The following is an 18,056-nucleotide window of genomic DNA, read 5'->3' as shown; positions in this document are numbered from 1 at the left end:
CCCAGCATAAAAACCCCCACAAAAACAAAATTTAAGGCAAAAAATGAAAATTTTAGGTATCGACCCCGGGAGCAGAAACTGCGGCTATGCAATCATTGAGCACACCACCACTAAGAGCGGCAAATCAACCAAGCTAATTGAAGCAGGATTTATAAAAATCGCCAAAGACGACTTCCAATCCCAAATCCTAGAGTGCATAAACGCGCTAGATTCTATATTTGAGTCCCACAAAGCCACCACACCCATAGAATCTGTCGCCATAGAAGATATTTTCTACGCTCACAACCCCCAATCCGTCCTAAAGCTCGCCCAAATGCGTGGCGCAATCGCACTAAAAATCCTCCAAGAAATGGGTAGCTTTACCCAATACACCCCCTTACAAATCAAAAAAACAATCACAGGCAAAGCAAAGGCAGATAAAATCCAAGTGTCTTTTATGGTGCGCCAGATTTTGGGAATCAAAAGTGAGATAAAGCCCCTTGACATTACCGATGCCATAGCCATAGCCCTAACACACGCATTTAAGACGCTCTAGGATTTTACGATGCCCATTATGTGCAAAAAGTGCCAAAAAAATTTTTGATTCTTACTCGCCACGCTTTTTATTTTTTGCCAAATTGCAAAAATCCGCTCACTTGCATTTATGCACCGCAAGTGCGGCGGGGGCTTGGCAGGTAGGCATCATCTCTAGCCGATTGATATTTACGCGACTAGGCAAGTGGGCTACCCAGCACACAGCTTCTGCTATATCTTTTGGATTTAGTGGCTCTGTCCCCTCATACACGCTATTTGCTCTTTTTTCATCACCCTTAAATCTCACAAGCGAAAACTCACTTCCCCCCGCAAGACCGGGCTCTATATCCGTTATGCGAATATTTTTGCTTGACAAATCAGCGCGTAGATTTAAGCTAAATTGCTTCACAAACGCCTTGCTTGCGCCATACACCGTGCTTCCCGGATAGGCATAGCTCCCAGCGATAGAGCCTATGTTTATGATATGTCCAGCCCTCTTTGCCACCATTTGAGGCAGGATAAGCCTTGTTAGTCGCACAAGGGATAGGATATTCACCTCTATCATTCTCTCCCAATCCTTTATATCACTCTCATCTGCAGGGCTAAGCCCAAGTGCTAGCCCAGCGTTATTCACAAGCACAGAGATTCCTCCCGAAAATTCACTATCATCTTTGCGCCTAGATAAAATCTCATCTAGCCTAGATTTTATCGTGTCTATGTCGCATACATCACACGCGATGATTTCACACCTCTGCCCTATCGCAGTATTTGTAACCGTGGCGATTTCTTGCTGCAAAGAGATGAGGTGGGATTCTCTACGCGCCAATGCGATGACACTATCTCCCCTAGTGGCAAACTCTATCGCACACGCACGGCCAAACCCCACCGAAGCACCCGTAATCAAAACAAGCATTTTGTATCCTTAAATATAAATTTTAGACTAGTAGCCCGGATGGTTGATTAAGTCATCAAATGGAGTTTTAGGCACATCACGCTCCCTACCACCGCTTTTTCCGCCACCCCACATTAGCTCCTCTTTTCGTTGGAAATAATCCCTATCAGGATTTTTTTCCCTGTGTTTTCGTATTTTGCGCAAATTATCAATGTTTTGACTCATTTTTCTATCTCTCCTACCCCCCTCATCTTGATACTCCACAGTCAAAAACACTAGCCCGATAACAGCCAAAGCAGCCAAGCAACCAAGCACGATTTTTTGGATTTTTGTCATAGCTAACTCCTTGCCCCTGCATTTGTGCTTAAGGTTTATTTTAGGATTTCGCTTTTATGCAAGGATTTGCCTTAAATATCGGCATTTTGCGCGCAAAATAAAATGCTTTATCAAAATGGAGCAAAATCATCAAGCCAAAATCACAAATAAGGCACAATAATGGCTTGTGCATATATGCTAGATTTGGAGGATAGATTTGGCTGATTTAGCCTAGATATGCTTAGAGATTTTGCACTTTAGGGACTTTTGATGCTAGGTTTTAGGAGATTTTGGAGAGCTTTTTGGGTGGGCTTTTGGTTGGGTAGGATTACAAAATCTCACAAAAAAGCCGAATCTAGCCTTTAGACTTAACTAGACTTAACGCGGGTTTTAAAAGTTTTAAATAACTTGTGCTAGAATCTATCCCAAAAAGCCACTTTAAGTTTATGCCAAAAAAACTTAACAAAAATCTTTTGGTGTCATATAGTAGCGCGACAAATGGCAATCTACCAAAAGATTTTATCAAAGATTCGGACATCAGGGTTATAAGCACCACAAAGCAAGCACCAAAACTCTCTCAAAGATTTGACAAGGACTTAAAATGTATATTACTTATTGTGATAAATTTGTCCAAATCGAGTTAGCACAAGGCTCTAGACTACTCCAAAAAGTCCTAGAATACGCCAACAAGCACTTCTCTAAGCGTTATCAGCTTTCTAGCTCACTACTTATCCTTGATGATGGCGAGCGATTCAAAAAAGACTATTTGATAAATTGGACTTATCACGCCACTATGCAAAGCGTGGCTTTGACACACGACACCACTCAAACGACAAAAACCTCACAAGAAATCTCTACACCCAAATCTAACGAAATCACTGAAACCCCCCAAAACGGCAAAAAAAGCACCAAAACCAAGCAAGCAAAAGACACAAAAGCAAAATCTAGCAAAAAAGCAAAAAAATCCACACAAGAGGTAGAAGTAGCCCAAAAAGCACAAACGACACAAATAAGCGCAGCAGAAAAGTCCCCAGCAGATTCTATCCCACATAATTCTACAAACTCCACAAATCCTCGTCACACCGATGATACAGAGCTAGCACAGATTTTATCATACAGCCACCTGCCCATACGCATAAAAATCACCAATCCCAACACTCTCCTAAAGCGCATAAAAGTGCAAATCCACCTCTCAAATCTCGGGCAAATCCTAGTGCGCCTCCCCGAAAACAACCGCGTAGCTCGCCGATATATCCACGCTCTTTTTGGAAGCAACATACTCTATGAAGTGGATAATGAGTTTTGCATAAGCGCGGTGGGCTATACCGAGTCTATGTGGGAGGGAGTTATGGAGCTTATCAGCTCACGCATTATCCACAATATCGCGCTAGATTTTGAGTTTAATAGCAAAAAAAGCGATTCTAGCCATTATGCAGGGTTTGGCGAGAGTGGCGAGGGCTTTGAGACTTTTTTGACACGCGAGGAATACCTTTTGCGGAAATGTTATAGCGAGCTAAATGTGGATTTTAGAGATGACTTTGCCAAAGTAAAAAAGCAGTATCTAAAGCTAGCCAAAAAATTTCACCCCGATAATGCTCAAGGCAAAGACAAAAACACGGTTGAGGTGTTTGAAGAGCGATTTAAGCGCATACTAGATGCCTACAACACCATAAAAGCATCTCACGCCCCTCACGCAGACAAGACAACAGCATAAAATCGCACAAACCCTACACCCCCACAAATCTGCAACAATGAAAAACTCCTCCCAAAAAGCAAACCCCCCCATAAAGCGCGTAGCTCTGCTTGTGCGCCCCCGCTCCCCACAGCTAAAGCAAAAAGTAGAGGACATACTAGATACCCTATCCGCTAGTGGCATACAAGCACTCATAGAGAGAGAAAACGGCGAGGTTTTGGGACTATCTAGCAAGTATGAGCTAGCAAGTATAAGCGAGATTTTGGGCGTGCAAGACTTTGCAAAGCCCTCACAACAAGCCCAAAAATCTACCCAAAAATCCTCTAGAGAATCCACCGAGAAATCCCCCCACAAGCCCGCAAAAAAGCCAAAATCCGATTTTTGCGCTGATTTTCCTTCCCATAGCTCTTTAAGCACATTTTTGCCAAAAGTCGATGCCCTCATCAGCATAGGTGGCGATGGCACGCTCATATCTGCGGTGCACAAAAGCGTAGGAAGTCGCTTGCCTATCTTTGGGATAAATATGGGGCATTTAGGATTTCTAACCGCGATAAATCCAAGCGAACTAGAATCTTTCGCCAAAGATTTGGCACAGGGCAACTATGTGCTTGACTCCCACAAGCTCCTAGAGGGCAGGATAGTGCGCCCAAATGGCGAAATCTCCCAACCATTTTACGCGCTAAATGAAATCCTAATCACAAAAAAAGACATATCAGGTATGATTCATATCGATGCGATGATAGAGGGCGAGTTTTGCAATAGCTACCGCGCAGATGGGCTTATCATCGCTACTCCCACAGGCTCTAGTGCGTATAATATCTCTGCAGGTGGCTCTGTGGTGCATCCGCGATGCCAAGTGCTTTTGCTCACCCCTGTGTGTGCCCACTCACTTACCCAACGCCCTATGGTGATAAGCGATGAGTGGGAGCTAGCATTTCGCATACACAGCACGCATATAAGCCCTAGCAAAGACAGCGCAAAGCTCATAAAAACAGGCATAAAAACCCTGCAAAATCAAGACATAGAAGACATAGAGGGAATGATAATGATAGATGGGCAACAATGCGCTAGCTTCAAAAAAGGCGAGGTGCTAGAAGTGAGAGCAAGCACTCAAGTAAATCTTATCCAGCACCCAAACCGTAGCTATTTTGCGATACTGCGCGAAAAATTTGGCTTAGGAAGCAGAATCTAAATCTTGCAATGGACACTCAAGTAATTGGGTAAGTGCGAGCAAAGATGGCGCACAAAGCAGTTTTTTATCCCAAGAAATCATCTTAACCATTGCAAGAATTTTTAGTAAGCAATTTTGCTAAAAATCTACAACACAAACAACAACGCAAATGTGTTAGTTGGATAACTTTTGCAGTGTTTTTTAAAATAAAAATACAAAACCCCACAAAAACTCGCATTAGTCCTAGAGTTTGGATATAATATGCACTTTAATCTACAAAATTTATAACCTAAGATTTTTGCCGAAATTTTTGCGATAAACGCACCAAACACACAAAATCACAAAACATAAACTACCAATTTTTACCCCAAAAGGCAAGTGATGATTACCAAACTTAGCATAGAGTCCTCCCCCATTTTTGGCAATCTTGAGTTGAGATTTAGAGAGGGATTTTGCGTATTTAGCGGGGCTAGTGGCAGTGGCAAATCCGTGCTTATGGAGTCGCTACTCTCTTGCTTTGGCTTGCGCGAGCCAAACGCACCAAATATCGAAACAGACTTGCTTCTATCACCTGCGTTTTTGGAGCAGCTTGGGCTAGAGGGCGAGCTACTAAACATAAAAATCGTAAAAAAAGACAAAACACGATATTTTGTAAATTTCGCCCCCATAGCAAAAAAAACGCTTAGCGATTTGCTAGGGCAGCATATCAAGCATATCCACTCACGCGGTGGCGATGAGCTAGACTTATGCAGCCTTGTGTCCCTGCTCGATAGCTATTGTGAGAAGTCCCACCCCACTCATAGAGAGACGCTACAACGATTGAGCACAGAGTTTGACACACTAAAGGAAGCAAAATCCGCCCTAAAAGATTTAGAATCAAAAGAAGCCCACACCGCCCAGCTAAAAGAAATCGCAGAATTTGAAATCAACAAAATCTCCACCCTAAGCCCAAAAGAGGGCGAATACGAAAATCTACTAGCACTAAAAAAAACCCTCTCCCACAAAGAAAAAATCAAAGAAGCCATAGCAAAAGCCCAAGAAGCCTTTAGCCACACAAATGAGATTCTCTCCGCCCTAAATACCCTAAATATCAAGCAAGATTTGCAAGATGAGGCAAAAAAAGCAGATATGACGGCAGATGAAGCAAATGAGATAGATGAGGTGCGCACTCATCTAAGTCAATCCCTAAATGACGCCCAGAGCCTCCTAGAGCGCGAGCAAAGCAGGCTAGATGAGCTAGATGAGATTGACAGCGAGGCTATGCTTCATCGCATCTCTGCTTTGAGTGAGCTTATCCACCGCTATGGTAGCATAAGCAATGCCCTTAGCGCACTAGAATCCAAAAAAGCCGAGCTAGAAACCCTCCAAAACTTTGAATCCCACAAAAAGCAGCTCCACAGCCAAATCGCCACTTTGCAATCCTCGCTACAATCCCTCTGCGAGAGCCTAAACCAAAATCGAGCCAAATCCCTCCCCACCCTGCAATCCCACCTAGAGCAGCTCTGCTCCGAGCTAAAGCTACCAAGCTCAAGTGTGAGCCTAAGCCCAAAAGAGCTAGATTCTAGTGGCGATTTGGGAGTGGAGATACGACTAGCAAATAGCAGTATAGATACACTTTCAGCAGGTGAGTTTAACCGACTGCGATTAGCCATAATGTGCCTACGCGCTAGGCTAAACAAAGCACAAGGCGTGCTTATCCTAGATGAGATTGATGCAAATTTGAGCGGGGAGGAGAGCGAGGGCGTAGCAAAGGTGCTAAAAGAGCTTTCCAAATCCTACCAAGTCTTTGCCATTTCTCATCAGACAAATATGCCAAGCCTTGCCGATGCGCACTTCCTAGTAGAGAAAGGCAAAGAAAAATCCAGCATAACACTTCTCAACTACGAGGGGCGCGTGCGTGAGCTAGCTAGAATGGTAAGCGGGGCAAATATCACAAATGAGGCAATCGAGTTTGCCAAAACCCGCTTAAGCGAGTATGTCAAAGGCGGGGAAAATCTACCTAGTTAAACCCTTACACAATCTAGCCAAAACCAAGACTTCTAGCCTAGCCCAAAATCATAAAATCCCAAAAACCCAAACGGAGCAAGTATGAATCTAGCCCAGCTAAAGGCTTTGAGCGCGTATATGTCTAGCTTTTCTAGGCTATATCACGCAAAGCGTATCCAAGATAGCACTATAAAGCTAGAGTGCGTAGGGGACTTGGGAGTATCACAAAATCTTGCAACCAAAAACCTCACACAAGCCCCACAAGCCCAATATTCCCACCAACTCTCGCTAGCAAAATCCACCCAAGAATCCCAAGAGCCACTAAACCCCCTAGAATCTCTGCCAAAATCCAAAAATCCTTTTTACAAAGAAGTGTTCTATATTGACTTATCTCGTGGAGAATCTAGCGCGTATATCGCTCCCTCCCCACTCATCGCTGCCAAAAAATACTCCGCCCCCTTTGATATAGTCCTCTCAAGGCTAAATGGCGCGGAGATTTTATCCTGCGAGGTGGTGGGAGAGGATAGGATTTTGCGCCTGCATTTAGACATTCGCTCTGCTTATAAGCGTGAGGAGGCGTATTTGCAGCTAGAGTTTTGCGGCAAGCACACAAACGCGATTATTTTGGATTCGCGCTTTGTGGTGCTTGAGGCACTGCGCCATATTTCCCCGCTAAAATCCACTCGCCCTATCAAAATCCACTCCCCACTTCCACCGATGCCGCACAACCCAAACCCTCCCAAACCAAATTGCCAAGATTTTGGCGATGACTTTAGCGCGCAAGCTACCCAAGTTGCCCAAACTATCAAAGAAATGCTTTTGTCAAACTACGCTAAGAAGTCTCAAAAATCCCTGCAACTAGCCAAATCCGCCCTACTAGCTAAGCTAACAAAACAAAAGCACACCCTGCAAGCTAAGCTAGATAGCTTGCAAAGCCCAGATGAGCTAGAAGAGAGCGCGAAAAATCTAAATGCCGATGCCACCCTCGCCCTAGCGCATATAGCACGCATAAAACCATACACAAAAGAAGTGATTTTGCCCTCCCTAGCACTAGACACAGCAGATGAGCGCACCATATCCCTGCCAAAAGCACCCACCCCACAAGAGGCGATAAACCAAATGTTTAGAGAATCCAAAAAGCTAGCCAAACGCGCAAAAAATATCCACCTAGAATCTAGCAACCTAGAATCCAAAATCGCCTTTGTATCCCAAGAAATCGACTTTGTCAAATCCACCCAAAACCTAGACACGCTAAAAATCCTAAAACCAAAAAAAACCAAGACAAAAGACGCTCAAGTAGGGCGCACGCTTTTTATCGAGGGCTTCAAGCTCTCCATAGGACGCAACAAAAGCGAAAACAAAACCCTGCTAGAAAACGCCCGCGCTGATGATATGTGGCTACACATAAGAGATGTTCCCTCTTCACATTTGTTTATCCACTGTGGCAAGCAAGCATTGCCAGAGACTATCTTGCAAAAAGCAGGCGAAATCCTAGTAGGAATGTGTGCCAAAGGCGAGAGGGATTTTTTCATAGACTACACTAGGCGGCGATTTGTCAAAGTAGGCGAGGGCGCAAATGTAGTCTATGCCAAGCAAAAAAGTTTTTTTGTGCGCAAGTCAAACTAGCCACAAAGCAAACAAATCCAAAGCCCAAGCAAAATATTTGGCACAAAACCTAGTAAGCAGATTTTCATAGATAAACTAACACAAACCAAAAATATCACAAAATACTACAAAAAAATGCTACAATCTCACAGCAAAATCTAGCAGATATTTCGGTTTATAGTAGCGTTTTATCGTGCCGTTTTGTCGCACTTTGCCAAAATCTAAAAAATTAAGAACAAATCACTAAATCAAACTAAAATTAAATCTAAACAAGGAGAATCAAATGAAAAGCATTCGAGTGTTTCATATCCTAAAGCACACACCCACTAGGACAAAGATACTGCAAGTCATCTACACACAGCATACAAGCGAGGCGATAGAGGAGTTTGCCAAATATGTAGGATTCATCTGCACGCGCAATAGCATACGAGACAAAGTAGGTGGCACAATGTATAAAAACAAAACCATAAACGCCGCAAACGAAGTAAGCGCAGCACTCAAAGGCAAATGTGGCGATAAACCAAAATATGAAATCACCATAATCCTGCGCAAATACCGAGAAGAGCTCCCCAACAAAAAACAGCGAGGCGTAAAGCAAAAAAAAGAACAGATAATGAAGTTTTAGCAAATCTAGCAAGATTTTTTGCGACAAAAGCCAAGACTTAAAACCAAGCATTTTTATTATTTGTTCGCCCCCACTTGCCACACTTGTAGTGAAATATCTCTATTTGGCAGATTTTTAGATATTTCACACACAGCTTAAAGATAGGCACGCCATCAAAACAATCTCCCCCTCCAAATCTATTCTAAAAACCCCAAAAATACCCCAAAATATTTCAAAATCACAGCAACCCCAAAATCCACCAAAACTTCATCAAACAAGCACAAAAATCTATAATTTACATAAAAATACTTATAAAATGTTTCAAATCGTTTCATTTGCCCATTTTAGCGCGACAAATCCACAAGAAAATTCTACGATTATTACCAAAAAATCTTACACTTAAAATGCACTTAAATCTTAACAAAAAGGAGCAGTATGAAAGCTACAAAGTTGGCAGAATACGCTGTATGGCTACTTGCAGCCCTTGTGGGTGGCTGGTATTTTGGCGTGCTAGCACTCAATGCTGGCGAGGAAGTGAGCGCGACAAAAATCGTAGTCGCCTCTATTTGTATTTACGCGATAGGCTATCGCTTTTATAGCAAGTTTATTGCACAAAAGGTGTTTGGGCTAAATGATTCTCGCGCCACACCTGCGGTGATAAACAATGACGGCAAAGACTTTGTGCCTACAAACAAAGTCGTGCTTTTTGGGCATCATTTTGCTGCTATCGCAGGGGCTGGACCGCTTGTAGGACCTATCCTTGCTGCACAAATGGGCTATCTCCCCTCTATGATATGGCTACTTGTGGGCGTGGTGCTAGGTGGAGCGGTGCACGATTTTACAGTGCTGTTTATCTCTATGCGTAGAAACGGACGCTCACTAGGGGAAATCATCAAAGAAGAGATGGGCAAAGTTACAGGTTCTATCGCGATGATTGGGATATTTTTCATTATGCTAATCATCGTAGCGATTTTGGCTATGGTGGTGGTAAATGCCCTTGCTGATTCTCCTTGGGGGCTATTTACGATTGCTATGACGATTCCTATCGCGATTTTTATGGGAATCTATATGCGCTATATCCGCCCTGGGCGCGTAGGCGAAGTGAGTATCATAGGCTTTGTGCTATTGCTTTTGGCACTATATTATGGACAGGCTGTCTCTGTGCCTACTCACCCTTGGCACGAGCTTTTCAAACTTAGCAAGACGACTTTAGCACTCCTTACCATTGGATATGGATTTATCGCTAGTGTGCTTCCTGTGTGGCTGTTGCTTGCTCCGCGCGACTATCTAAGCACATTCCTAAAAATCGGTGTTATCGTGGCTATGGCAGCGGGGATTTTGCTAGTAAATCCTATGCTACATATCCCAAAAGTTAGCACATTTATCGATGGGACAGGACCTGTGTTTGCAGGACCGATTTTTCCATTCCTTTTCATTACCATTGCTTGCGGTGCGATTAGTGGATTTCACGCGCTCATTTCTAGCGGGACTACTCCTAAGATGCTAGAGAAAGAGACACATTCTCGCCCTATCGGCTATGGCTCTATGCTTATGGAATCTCTAGTAGGGATAATGGCACTAATCGCAGCGTGTATCCTAGAGCCCGAGCTATACTTCGCAGTAAACTCTCCCCTAGCTATCCTAGACCCTATGGCAAAATCCGCACTAGGCGCAGACATCGCTACCATAGAATCTAGCCTAAAGACTATCTTGCAAAATGGCGGCTTCACTCTCACGCCCTCACTCCTAGATAGCGGTGCTGCAGGTGCGTTTATCGCAGATACAGCTAGGAGCATAGGCGAGGAGACTTTGGTATCTCGCACAGGTGGTGCGCCTACTTTCGCGCTAGGGCTTACACTCATTATGCAAAAACTTAGCGGAGGACATTTGGAGTTTTGGTATCACTTTGCGATTTTGTTTGAAGCGTTGTTTATCCTTACTGCTGTGGATGCGGGCACTCGCACAGGTAGATTCCTTATCCAAGATATTTTGGGCAATATCTACAAACCTATGCAAGACACCAAGTCGATTTTCTATGGCACGCTTGCTTCACTTATCTGCGTGGCAGGCTGGGGCTACCTACTCTATCAAGGCGCGATAGACCCTATGGGTGGGATTCACACACTTTGGCCACTATTTGGTGCAAGCAACCAAATGCTAGCAGGAATCGCGCTACTTCTTGGCACGGTGGTGCTATTTAAAATGGGCAAGGCAAAATACAGCTGGGTTACGATTATCCCTGCATTTTGGGTGCTTCTAACCACACTTTATGCCGCATTTCAAAAGCTACTGCCAAGCAATGGAGAGAGGGTGCACGATGCGGTTAGCCATATCGCCACTGCACAAAAGCAGTTCGCTATCCAAGACAAAGCAAAAGAGGCGATTGCAAATCTTCAGCAAATGGGCGCAGACGCACTAGCACAAGTCGATGGCAAGACTTTGGAGCAATGGCAAGCAGTGCTTGAGAAAGCCACTACCATAGCGCGAAATCACACACTCGATGCCGTGCTTTGCGCACTATTTATCTGCGTAACCTTTGTGGTGATATTTCAAGCGATTAAAATCTGCTACCTCACAGCCACAGGCAAGGGAGAAAAATTCCCATTGCGCGAAGAGCCGTTTTTTGACGCGAAGCGATATGACGCGACACCCAACTAATCTGTGAAGCGACACAAAAGGGAGTAAAAGCCCCTTTGCGCTTAAAAGCTAGAATCTGCTCTAAGCGGATTCTAGCTAGCAAAAATCACAAACTTTCACTAAGGACACAAAATGCAAGATAAATTCTACCCACCTGTCCCACTACACAAATACCAAACCAAAGCCTCCAAAATCCTAGAAACACTTCGAGCGTGGTATAAAAAAAGCGATAGGTTTTTCCACCTGCTAGTAGGAATGCCAAGCTATGACAAATATGTCGAGCACATGCGCACAAAGCACCCCGAGCGCGAAATCAAAAGCCAAGCCGAGTTTTTCAAAGAAGCACTAGAAGCAAGGTATAATGGTGGCGTAAATCGCTGCTGCTAAGACTTCCTATGACAAAATAAAGACACAATAAGCAGATTTAGCAAAATTTATCAAGCCTATTTTGCGCGTTTTTATCGCAGGATTTATAGAATCTTTGACATTGCTTGATTCAAGTAACCTCAAATCTAGCCCCAACGCAATCCCAAAAACCACTTCAAGCGACATTTACAAAATCTAAAAACTACCCAAACAAACCTCATAAACCTCTACCAAATTTTACTCCAAAACAATCCCAAAAATCATTTTGCTAAACCTCACAACCCCCAAAAGCCACTACAAAATCCACCCCCACAAATTCCCTCAAAATCCACAAAAAACTTTCCAAACCCCCCAAAATCTCTAAAAAATATTAAACACAAGATTTAGACTATGAGTGATTTGCTCAAAATACCTATCCCTAGCACTTGGTGGATAAAAGCTCACACGATAGACTACTTCAGCATTTATAGCAAGCCACTTCATAAACGCCACTCCCACTTCGATATATCCACCTTGCGTATCCCCATAAGCATTGGAGCTAAGTATCGCCCCCGTGCCTAGCAAAAAAGAAAATGGCGTAGGATAGCCATCGGGCAGTCCCTGACAATCTTTGTGTGTTTGCACTGCACCTAGCAAGCGATGATATGGGTTTGGCGCGGGGTGGAGATAGACAAAAGCACCGATAAGGTGAGAGTCCCTCTCCAAGCTAGGCGTGCGCATATAGGCATAGCGGATACGCCACCCATAGTCAAACTCCCTCTCATTGTCTGGATTCATATAGTTTAGCCCTAGCGAAGTGCCAACCCCCCAATTTAGCCTAGATTCTTTCGTGGAGTCTTTCGCGGTGCTTGTCGTGTCATTTGGGCTAGCTTTGTTTGGTGGATTTTGTGCCTCAAAGTCGCCTCCCACAAGTGCGTGAAGTGCTAGCACCTGCATTATCGTCCCGCCCCACTGCTTGCGCTCTTCTGCTTGAGTATAGCAGTAGGGAATCGCCCCTAGCTTCGTGCTTAAGCCAAACAACAAAAAAAGTAGCGTGCCTATCGTTCTCATAGCAGTGATTGTAGCACAAGAAAGTTATAAGCTAGAAATTTATCCAAAAGCACGCAATCTAACACGTCTTTGCCACAATGCCACCCCAAAGCATACCGCGCTATTGTGCCACGCAGAGGGCGCACTTTGCTACACCACTGCTACACCACTGCTACACCACACCATTGCGCTACAATCCACCAAGCAGGCGCACTCCTGCCACACAATCAAGATTTGTGCAAAATCCACGCTTTTTGCCGATTTTGCCCACGCAAGTGATTGTCCTTGCAAGTGAGATTTGTTGATTTTTCAATTAAGATTTTGTCCCCGAGATTTTCCCCGCAAATTTTTTCTATAAAATCCCCAAGATTTCCGCACGATTTTTTAAGAAAACACTTGCGATAGCAAGTCAAACCACACCCAAACTGCACTTCAGCAAATCACTCAGACAATCAAAAAAGTGCCTAAAAAATTTACATATACGATTTTTTGTAAAAAATATTTAGAAAATCTTTGATTTCACAAAAATATCTTTGTAGAAATTTTCATTTTTTAGGGCAATTTTTTGTGATATTTTATAGTTTTTACCACCACAAAAACAAGCCAAAATCTAATCAAAAATATGTGAATTTTCTATATAAATTTTGTCATTTTCTGCAATGTCGATGAGGTGGGAATTTGCATAAAATTTTGCAAAAAATGGCAAAAATTTTTTAACATTTTTTACCCCTTTAAGATTCTTTTTTTTTTTTTTGTCGTATAATACTAATAAAGAAATTACCTCCTTAAGTAAGAGGCTAAACTGCTTAAGAATAATCCGCTTGATTATCTCTTAGCAAGGCTAGCAAAAGCCCTGTGAAGCGATGATTTACTTCTTTTGACGACTACTTTGAGAGCCTAGCCAAAAGAGCAATATCTCATTATAGCATACATAATGAGAATAAAAAACTTGCCTCTAAGGAGAGAGCTATGAAACTACAAAAATTCCCTCTATTTTTATTCATCATTTTGTCATTTATCGTTAGTCAATCTAGCGCATTAGATTTGCTAGAAGTATCCCAAAATCTAAACATAAAAAAAGAGCGAAGCAAGCGACCAGATTTTTGCTCATTTGCCGTTGGCAAAAAGGGAAATCCACCGCGAGGAAGCAACGCCAATAGAGTGGCTTGCTACAAAGGCAATCTCTACACCTACAACACCCGCAAAAGCCAAGAGCTAGTCCCTGTGATTCCAGAGATTGGGAGTATTTCTTGTGGGTGCAATGGCGGAAATATGCTAGCCAAAGTCAAAGCTATAAGCCTTTTTGGCAAGACAAACTCTAAGCCAAAAGCCAAAAAGCAAAAAATAGCCAAAAAGCCACAAAAGCTAGCTAGCAAAAGCACACACAACACGCACAAAGACACACGCACCGCACAAAAAGCTGCACAAAAGCAAGCAAAAAGCCTAGAATCCACTAAGCTAGCTCAAGCAAAATAACCTCTCCTCCTAAGCAAGAGGCTAAACTGCATAAAGAGCCACAAGGTGATTGTGCTTTGGGTAAGTATAGAGATTAGCCAGAGTAGCAATTTATCGCCCCTCGCAGATTTTGTTGCAATAAGCCGCGTTCATTTGAGGAGCTTTGTCTTGTGTTTGTCTCACAGATACAAGAGATAGACGGAATGTCTCTAAGGAGAGAGCTATGAGGCTAAGGAAGTCAAGTGTAACAGCGATTGCTGTATGGTTGGTAGGCGTAAGTTTCGCGGGCGTAAGTGTCGCAGGTGCATTTCCTGTGTTTGAAATCGCAGGCGAAATCTCCTCTGACAAGTTGTTTTGCCAGACAAGCGCATCGTTTAAAGACTCTAACACTTCAGGCGAGACGCTTGTATGCTACAAAAACAAATTGTATCTTTACAACCTACGCAAGGGCGAGTCATTGCACGCAGCACTAGATGAGAAAGGACATCAAAGTAGTTGCTCCTGTCCTTTTACTACAAGTGCTAGCAATGACAAAACAAGCAAAAATGTAAACAAGCTAGCCAAAAAGTAGCCAAGCCAAATCTAAGCTAAGGCAGGACACAAACTAACCCCCCAAAACAAAAAGGAGGCTCTTTTGACAAGTCTTTCAAACACTTGCAAAGATGAATGGAGTCGGTTTTTTGGGGATTAGTTTTAGGGGTTTGTCTTAAGGTTTTGGCTAGGCTTTACTAGCTTGCTAGCTAGATTGCTTGAAAAAGCACAAAAGTCCTAAGCACGACTAAAAACTGCTTAAGCAAAAAGAGCAGCATTTTTGGTTGTTGCCAAATCTTTGTATCCTACTTAAGTGATATAAATCTAGCATTATGGCAGCAATCCACACCCTAGAATCTCGCTTGATTTTGGGGTGTAATCTAAGCCAAGAAGGGCAAGAAAGAATAAGGAGGTTTGAGATGAAAACGAAAACGGCGTTTTTTGGTATTATCGCAAGTCTTGTGCTGTTTGTGGGGATTGTCATAAGTGGTGTGTATGTTCTAGACAAATTTACCAACACAAGAAGTGAAACACCTATGAGCGCACTTAATACCGAGCAAGACGCTTCACAAGAAGAGCCCAAGCAGTTCTCACAGATTCAGCAAGAAATCATAGAAGAAGTCTTTGAGCAGCTAGAAGACCAGCTCTATGACACCATAGTCAAGCTAGATAACTCCAAAGCGTTTGTGAGTATGGAAGATGAGATTATGGAGGATTTCAACAGAGAACTAGACCAAAAGAAAAAGCGCGAGCTAGCCAAAAAACTTGGTGACAAATACATAGAGGATATGTATGCTAAAGCACTTTTCAAAATCCGCCGAAAAGTCGATGGACACTTCGATGATGAGTATGTCGATGAAATCGTGCAAGTCGTTATGGAGCAGCTAAAGCCTTATAGGACAGAGGTTGTTAGGCGATTTGTGCTAGATAATATCTACTCAAGGGTTTCTGATGAGATACTTCAAGAAGTGGCTTTGGACTTGGTAAGCGAAGCGCGCGAAGACTACGCCAAACGGCTCAAAGAGGAAGCTATCAAGCAAGTCGATGAGTTTGTCGGCAGAAAAGACTAAGCCAAGTTTTTCTAAGTCTTTACCTCCTAGAATCTGCAACGATTTTAGCGTTTTTGTGGATTCTAGGAGCTCTTTCCTATCTGCTTTGATTCTTATACATTTTTTTTACACATTTTTTTTATTCTTGCACACTTTGGTTTTACACTTTGATTCTTACGCAAAATCTTTTTTGCCAAAAACTTCTACTTACAAATAATGCGAAATAGTAAAATCAGCTTTTTATGCTTTTCACACAAAGAGATTTTATGTGGTTTTTGTGTGTGGCTTTGTGGTTTATTTTGTGATTTTTATGGGTTTTAGTTGTGGATTTCGTGTAGAGCGAATACAAAATCATCAAAAGTAAATGAAGTTCTATCTTGTAAAAAAGGTGATTTCTAGTTTCGCGCCAGGAGAGAGCTAACACCAAACTAGAATCATATATCACTTAAGCAAAAACCACACCATTTTTGCACAAAAACATTATTATATTTTCTCTATACTCCACAACACCACACTAAAGCCTACTAACCCCACACTTTCTAGCCCATTACTAGCAACCAAATGTAAGGAATTTGCGTAATGGTGGATTTGATTTTGCGGAATTTGGTATTTTTGATTTCGTGTGGGTATTTGCGTCATTGTGAGAATCGCGTAGCGATTCGTGGCAATCTATTTTTTTTGATTCTTTTGTAAGGTTTTTGAGTATTTTTGGGTTTGTGTTTTTGGGGTGGATTTGGGTGTATTTATGATTATTTGGGTAAGTTTGGGATTTAAAAGTCCTCTCCCTTAGAGTAACCGTGCTTTTTGCCACTTCGTGCGTGGGGAGGACAAAAGCCACCTCCCTTGAATCCATTTTTTTCAAAGTGATGGTGTTTGGCTTCTTTAAGCCCCCTCCCTCTGCGGAGGGGGTTTGGGGGTGGGTAAATCCACGCAATGCAGAGATTCTCGCAATGATGAACGATTTGATATTTTTAAGATTTTGCAGTGATAAGGTAAGCAAAAAATAAAACAGCTACGCCTGTGCAAAAAAGCAAAGTAAGTGCTAAGATTCCGCCTATCATTTCATTTTCTCCAATTTTTTGAGCTGTCTATATATAGAAAAAGCAAAGGCGCAAAAAATCCCTAGCAAAAAGCACCCACCACTTATTGCGCCTATAAGCTTAAATAGCGATAGCTCCTCATAGCGCACAAATACCCAGCCAATAACGCCAAGCAATGCGCTCAAAAACACCACCATAAGCGCAAGTAAGACATTGATAGATGATTTTGTAGCGTCTTTTTTACTCATAGGCGAAATGATAACACAAAATCCACCAAAGCGCGTGAAAAATGTTGGCTTATGATTTTGGTGGATTTTTTGCATTTTTGGATAATTCGCTTCGCTTAAGTATGGCAATGGATTGTAGTATGACAAATGCTTTGACTTGTGGGGAAACTTCCTAAAGCCCCCTCCCTCTGCGGAGGGGGTTTGGTGGTGGGTATCTTTTGCGTTAGCAAAAGCGTGGAAAGATTCGTCATTGCGAGCAAATGCGCTAGCATTTTGCGTGGCAATCTATGTCTTTGCCTTTACTTTTATGGATTGCCACGCTCGCTTCGCTCGCTCGCAATGACGAAGTGGCGTATTCGTTAGCAGTTGCGTTTTTGTCGCTAGCAGTCGCTGACTTTGCTTAAGAAGCGGAAGTGGAATCTACCCACCCCCTAGCCCCCTCCGCAAGGGAGGGGGAACTAACATTATGCCCACTCGTGCTAAGGGAGGGAGGATTTATGGTTTTACCCTCTTTAAATTCAATTATGGATTGCCACGACTTGATTTCCTCAAGTCTCACAATGGCGAAACTTCGTCTTATAATGTCGGTGTTGTGGATTGCCACGAATCTGCTAACACAGATTCTCGCAATGACGATTGTGTTGTCATTATGCCCACCTGCTTTATCATATTGAGCTGCATTTACATTGTCATATTGAGGTTTCTATAAGAAACCGAAATATTCAAAATCTCCCTCAAGTTCCCTAAAACTCCTAACACCCTCTCATTCTCACACAACAACATCAACACACTCTAATCCCTCCAACTCTAATTGCCTCACCCACACTAATCCTCTAATCCTCCATTTAACTCCAATCCTCTCACTACCCAACTATTTAACCCCCTCACATTCACTCACTCTCTAGCACAAATCCCACTCCCACTATATTACACACCCTCACTC

At 42.8% G+C, this 18,056-nt stretch carries 22 protein-coding genes and 1 pseudogene; 14 read left to right on the top strand and 9 right to left on the bottom strand.

The features are described 5' to 3' along the window. The first annotated feature begins 43 nt into the window (after window positions 1-43). Window positions 44-535, top strand: a complete 492-nt coding sequence (ruvC, locus tag HMPREF2086_RS00160; protein ID WP_023926701.1) for a crossover junction endodeoxyribonuclease RuvC — start codon at window positions 44-46, stop codon at window positions 533-535. A gap of 96 nt (window positions 536-631) precedes the next feature. On the opposite strand, the gene HMPREF2086_RS00155 is transcribed toward ruvC, so the two are convergent. Then, on the bottom strand, window positions 632-1,426 hold the full coding sequence (locus HMPREF2086_RS00155; RefSeq protein WP_023926700.1) for an SDR family NAD(P)-dependent oxidoreductase: 795 nt from the start codon (window positions 1,424-1,426) through the stop codon (window positions 632-634). A gap of 27 nt (window positions 1,427-1,453) precedes the next feature. Next, a complete protein-coding gene (locus HMPREF2086_RS00150; protein WP_023926699.1) occupies window positions 1,454-1,741 on the bottom strand; it encodes a hypothetical protein in 288 nt (95 codons plus the stop codon). Between the two features lie 425 nt (window positions 1,742-2,166). On the opposite strand from HMPREF2086_RS00150, the gene HMPREF2086_RS11870 reads away from it, so the two are divergent. The 7 genes and pseudogenes from HMPREF2086_RS11870 (at window position 2,167) to HMPREF2086_RS00120 (ending at window position 8,800) form a co-directional block, all read left to right on the top strand. Further along, window positions 2,167-2,364, top strand: a complete 198-nt coding sequence (locus tag HMPREF2086_RS11870; protein ID WP_187367090.1) for a hypothetical protein — start codon at window positions 2,167-2,169, stop codon at window positions 2,362-2,364. Beyond that, a pseudogene (locus tag HMPREF2086_RS12000) lies at window positions 2,322-2,519 on the top strand (J domain-containing protein); the annotation flags it as partial. The gene HMPREF2086_RS11870 and the pseudogene HMPREF2086_RS12000, both read left to right, overlap by 43 nt. Beyond that, entirely contained in the window at window positions 2,514-3,434 is a 921-nt protein-coding gene (locus HMPREF2086_RS12430) for a J domain-containing protein (protein ID WP_325063600.1), read from the top strand. The pseudogene HMPREF2086_RS12000 and the gene HMPREF2086_RS12430, both read left to right, overlap by 6 nt. 37 nt (window positions 3,435-3,471) lie before the next feature. Next, on the top strand, window positions 3,472-4,605 hold the full coding sequence (locus tag HMPREF2086_RS00135) for an NAD(+)/NADH kinase (protein ID WP_023926697.1): 1,134 nt from the start codon (window positions 3,472-3,474) through the stop codon (window positions 4,603-4,605). Between the two features lie 360 nt (window positions 4,606-4,965). Then, window positions 4,966-6,591 (top strand): DNA repair protein RecN, encoded by a 1,626-nt coding sequence (locus HMPREF2086_RS00130; RefSeq protein ID WP_023926696.1) that lies wholly within the window; start codon window positions 4,966-4,968, stop codon window positions 6,589-6,591. Between the two features lie 81 nt (window positions 6,592-6,672). After that, entirely contained in the window at window positions 6,673-8,196 is a 1,524-nt protein-coding gene (locus tag HMPREF2086_RS00125; protein WP_023926695.1) for an NFACT family protein, read from the top strand. A 262-nt stretch (window positions 8,197-8,458) separates the two neighbouring features. Beyond that, window positions 8,459-8,800: a hypothetical protein gene (locus HMPREF2086_RS00120; RefSeq protein ID WP_023926694.1), complete on the top strand. Its 342-nt coding sequence runs from the start codon at window positions 8,459-8,461 to the stop codon at window positions 8,798-8,800. 176 nt (window positions 8,801-8,976) lie between these two features. Here HMPREF2086_RS00120 and HMPREF2086_RS11275 read toward each other — a convergent pair whose 3' ends face one another. Continuing rightward, on the bottom strand, window positions 8,977-9,114 hold the full coding sequence (locus HMPREF2086_RS11275; protein ID WP_156921297.1) for a hypothetical protein: 138 nt from the start codon (window positions 9,112-9,114) through the stop codon (window positions 8,977-8,979). Window positions 9,115-9,214: 100 nt separating this feature from the next. Here HMPREF2086_RS11275 and HMPREF2086_RS00115 point away from each other — a divergent pair, with 100 nt between their 5' ends. Next, window positions 9,215-11,437, top strand: coding sequence for a carbon starvation CstA family protein (locus HMPREF2086_RS00115; protein WP_023926693.1), 2,223 nt, complete (start codon window positions 9,215-9,217; stop codon window positions 11,435-11,437). 111 nt (window positions 11,438-11,548) lie between these two features. Then, window positions 11,549-11,803: a KCU-star family selenoprotein gene (kcuS, locus tag HMPREF2086_RS00110; RefSeq protein WP_023926692.1), complete on the top strand. Its 255-nt coding sequence runs from the start codon at window positions 11,549-11,551 to the stop codon at window positions 11,801-11,803. A 6-nt stretch (window positions 11,804-11,809) separates the two neighbouring features. Here the strand turns inward: kcuS and HMPREF2086_RS11270 are convergent, their stop codons facing one another. Further along, the gene (locus HMPREF2086_RS11270; RefSeq protein ID WP_156921296.1) at window positions 11,810-11,968 is read right to left on the bottom strand and encodes a hypothetical protein; all 159 of its coding nucleotides are present in this window, start codon (window positions 11,966-11,968) and stop codon (window positions 11,810-11,812) included. A gap of 174 nt (window positions 11,969-12,142) precedes the next feature. Then, window positions 12,143-12,832, bottom strand: a complete 690-nt coding sequence (locus HMPREF2086_RS00105; RefSeq protein ID WP_023926691.1) for a hypothetical protein — start codon at window positions 12,830-12,832, stop codon at window positions 12,143-12,145. 77 nt (window positions 12,833-12,909) lie between these two features. Between HMPREF2086_RS00105 and HMPREF2086_RS00100 the strand changes: the two genes are divergently transcribed. The 4 genes from HMPREF2086_RS00100 (at window position 12,910) to HMPREF2086_RS00085 (ending at window position 15,867) form a co-directional block, all read left to right on the top strand. After that, window positions 12,910-13,116 (top strand): hypothetical protein, encoded by a 207-nt coding sequence (locus HMPREF2086_RS00100; protein ID WP_148374444.1) that lies wholly within the window; start codon window positions 12,910-12,912, stop codon window positions 13,114-13,116. Between the two features lie 664 nt (window positions 13,117-13,780). Next, a complete protein-coding gene (locus HMPREF2086_RS00095) occupies window positions 13,781-14,287 on the top strand; it encodes a hypothetical protein (protein ID WP_023926690.1) in 507 nt (168 codons plus the stop codon). A gap of 202 nt (window positions 14,288-14,489) precedes the next feature. Continuing rightward, window positions 14,490-14,837, top strand: coding sequence for a hypothetical protein (locus HMPREF2086_RS00090; RefSeq protein ID WP_023926689.1), 348 nt, complete (start codon window positions 14,490-14,492; stop codon window positions 14,835-14,837). Between the two features lie 379 nt (window positions 14,838-15,216). Further along, window positions 15,217-15,867: a hypothetical protein gene (locus HMPREF2086_RS00085; RefSeq protein WP_023926688.1), complete on the top strand. Its 651-nt coding sequence runs from the start codon at window positions 15,217-15,219 to the stop codon at window positions 15,865-15,867. A gap of 529 nt (window positions 15,868-16,396) precedes the next feature. Here the strand turns inward: HMPREF2086_RS00085 and HMPREF2086_RS00075 are convergent. The 4 genes from HMPREF2086_RS00075 to HMPREF2086_RS11260 all read right to left on the bottom strand — a co-directional run bounded on the left by HMPREF2086_RS00075 (window position 16,397) and on the right by HMPREF2086_RS11260 (window position 17,717). Continuing rightward, window positions 16,397-16,846 (bottom strand): hypothetical protein, encoded by a 450-nt coding sequence (locus tag HMPREF2086_RS00075; protein ID WP_034560174.1) that lies wholly within the window; start codon window positions 16,844-16,846, stop codon window positions 16,397-16,399. 57 nt (window positions 16,847-16,903) lie between these two features. Further along, a complete protein-coding gene (locus HMPREF2086_RS00070; RefSeq protein ID WP_023926685.1) occupies window positions 16,904-17,209 on the bottom strand; it encodes a hypothetical protein in 306 nt (101 codons plus the stop codon). A gap of 20 nt (window positions 17,210-17,229) precedes the next feature. Then, window positions 17,230-17,397 (bottom strand): hypothetical protein, encoded by a 168-nt coding sequence (locus HMPREF2086_RS11265; RefSeq protein WP_156921295.1) that lies wholly within the window; start codon window positions 17,395-17,397, stop codon window positions 17,230-17,232. Between the two features lie 116 nt (window positions 17,398-17,513). Further along, window positions 17,514-17,717 (bottom strand): hypothetical protein, encoded by a 204-nt coding sequence (locus HMPREF2086_RS11260; protein ID WP_148374443.1) that lies wholly within the window; start codon window positions 17,715-17,717, stop codon window positions 17,514-17,516. Window positions 17,718-18,056 lie beyond the last annotated feature (339 nt).

It is taken from the genome of Helicobacter macacae MIT 99-5501 (assembly GCF_000507845.1).
GTDB lineage: Bacteria > Campylobacterota > Campylobacteria > Campylobacterales > Helicobacteraceae > Helicobacter_B > Helicobacter_B macacae.
Note: the sequence above shows the minus strand (reverse complement) of the source record. Positions and strands in the feature narration are given on the sequence as shown.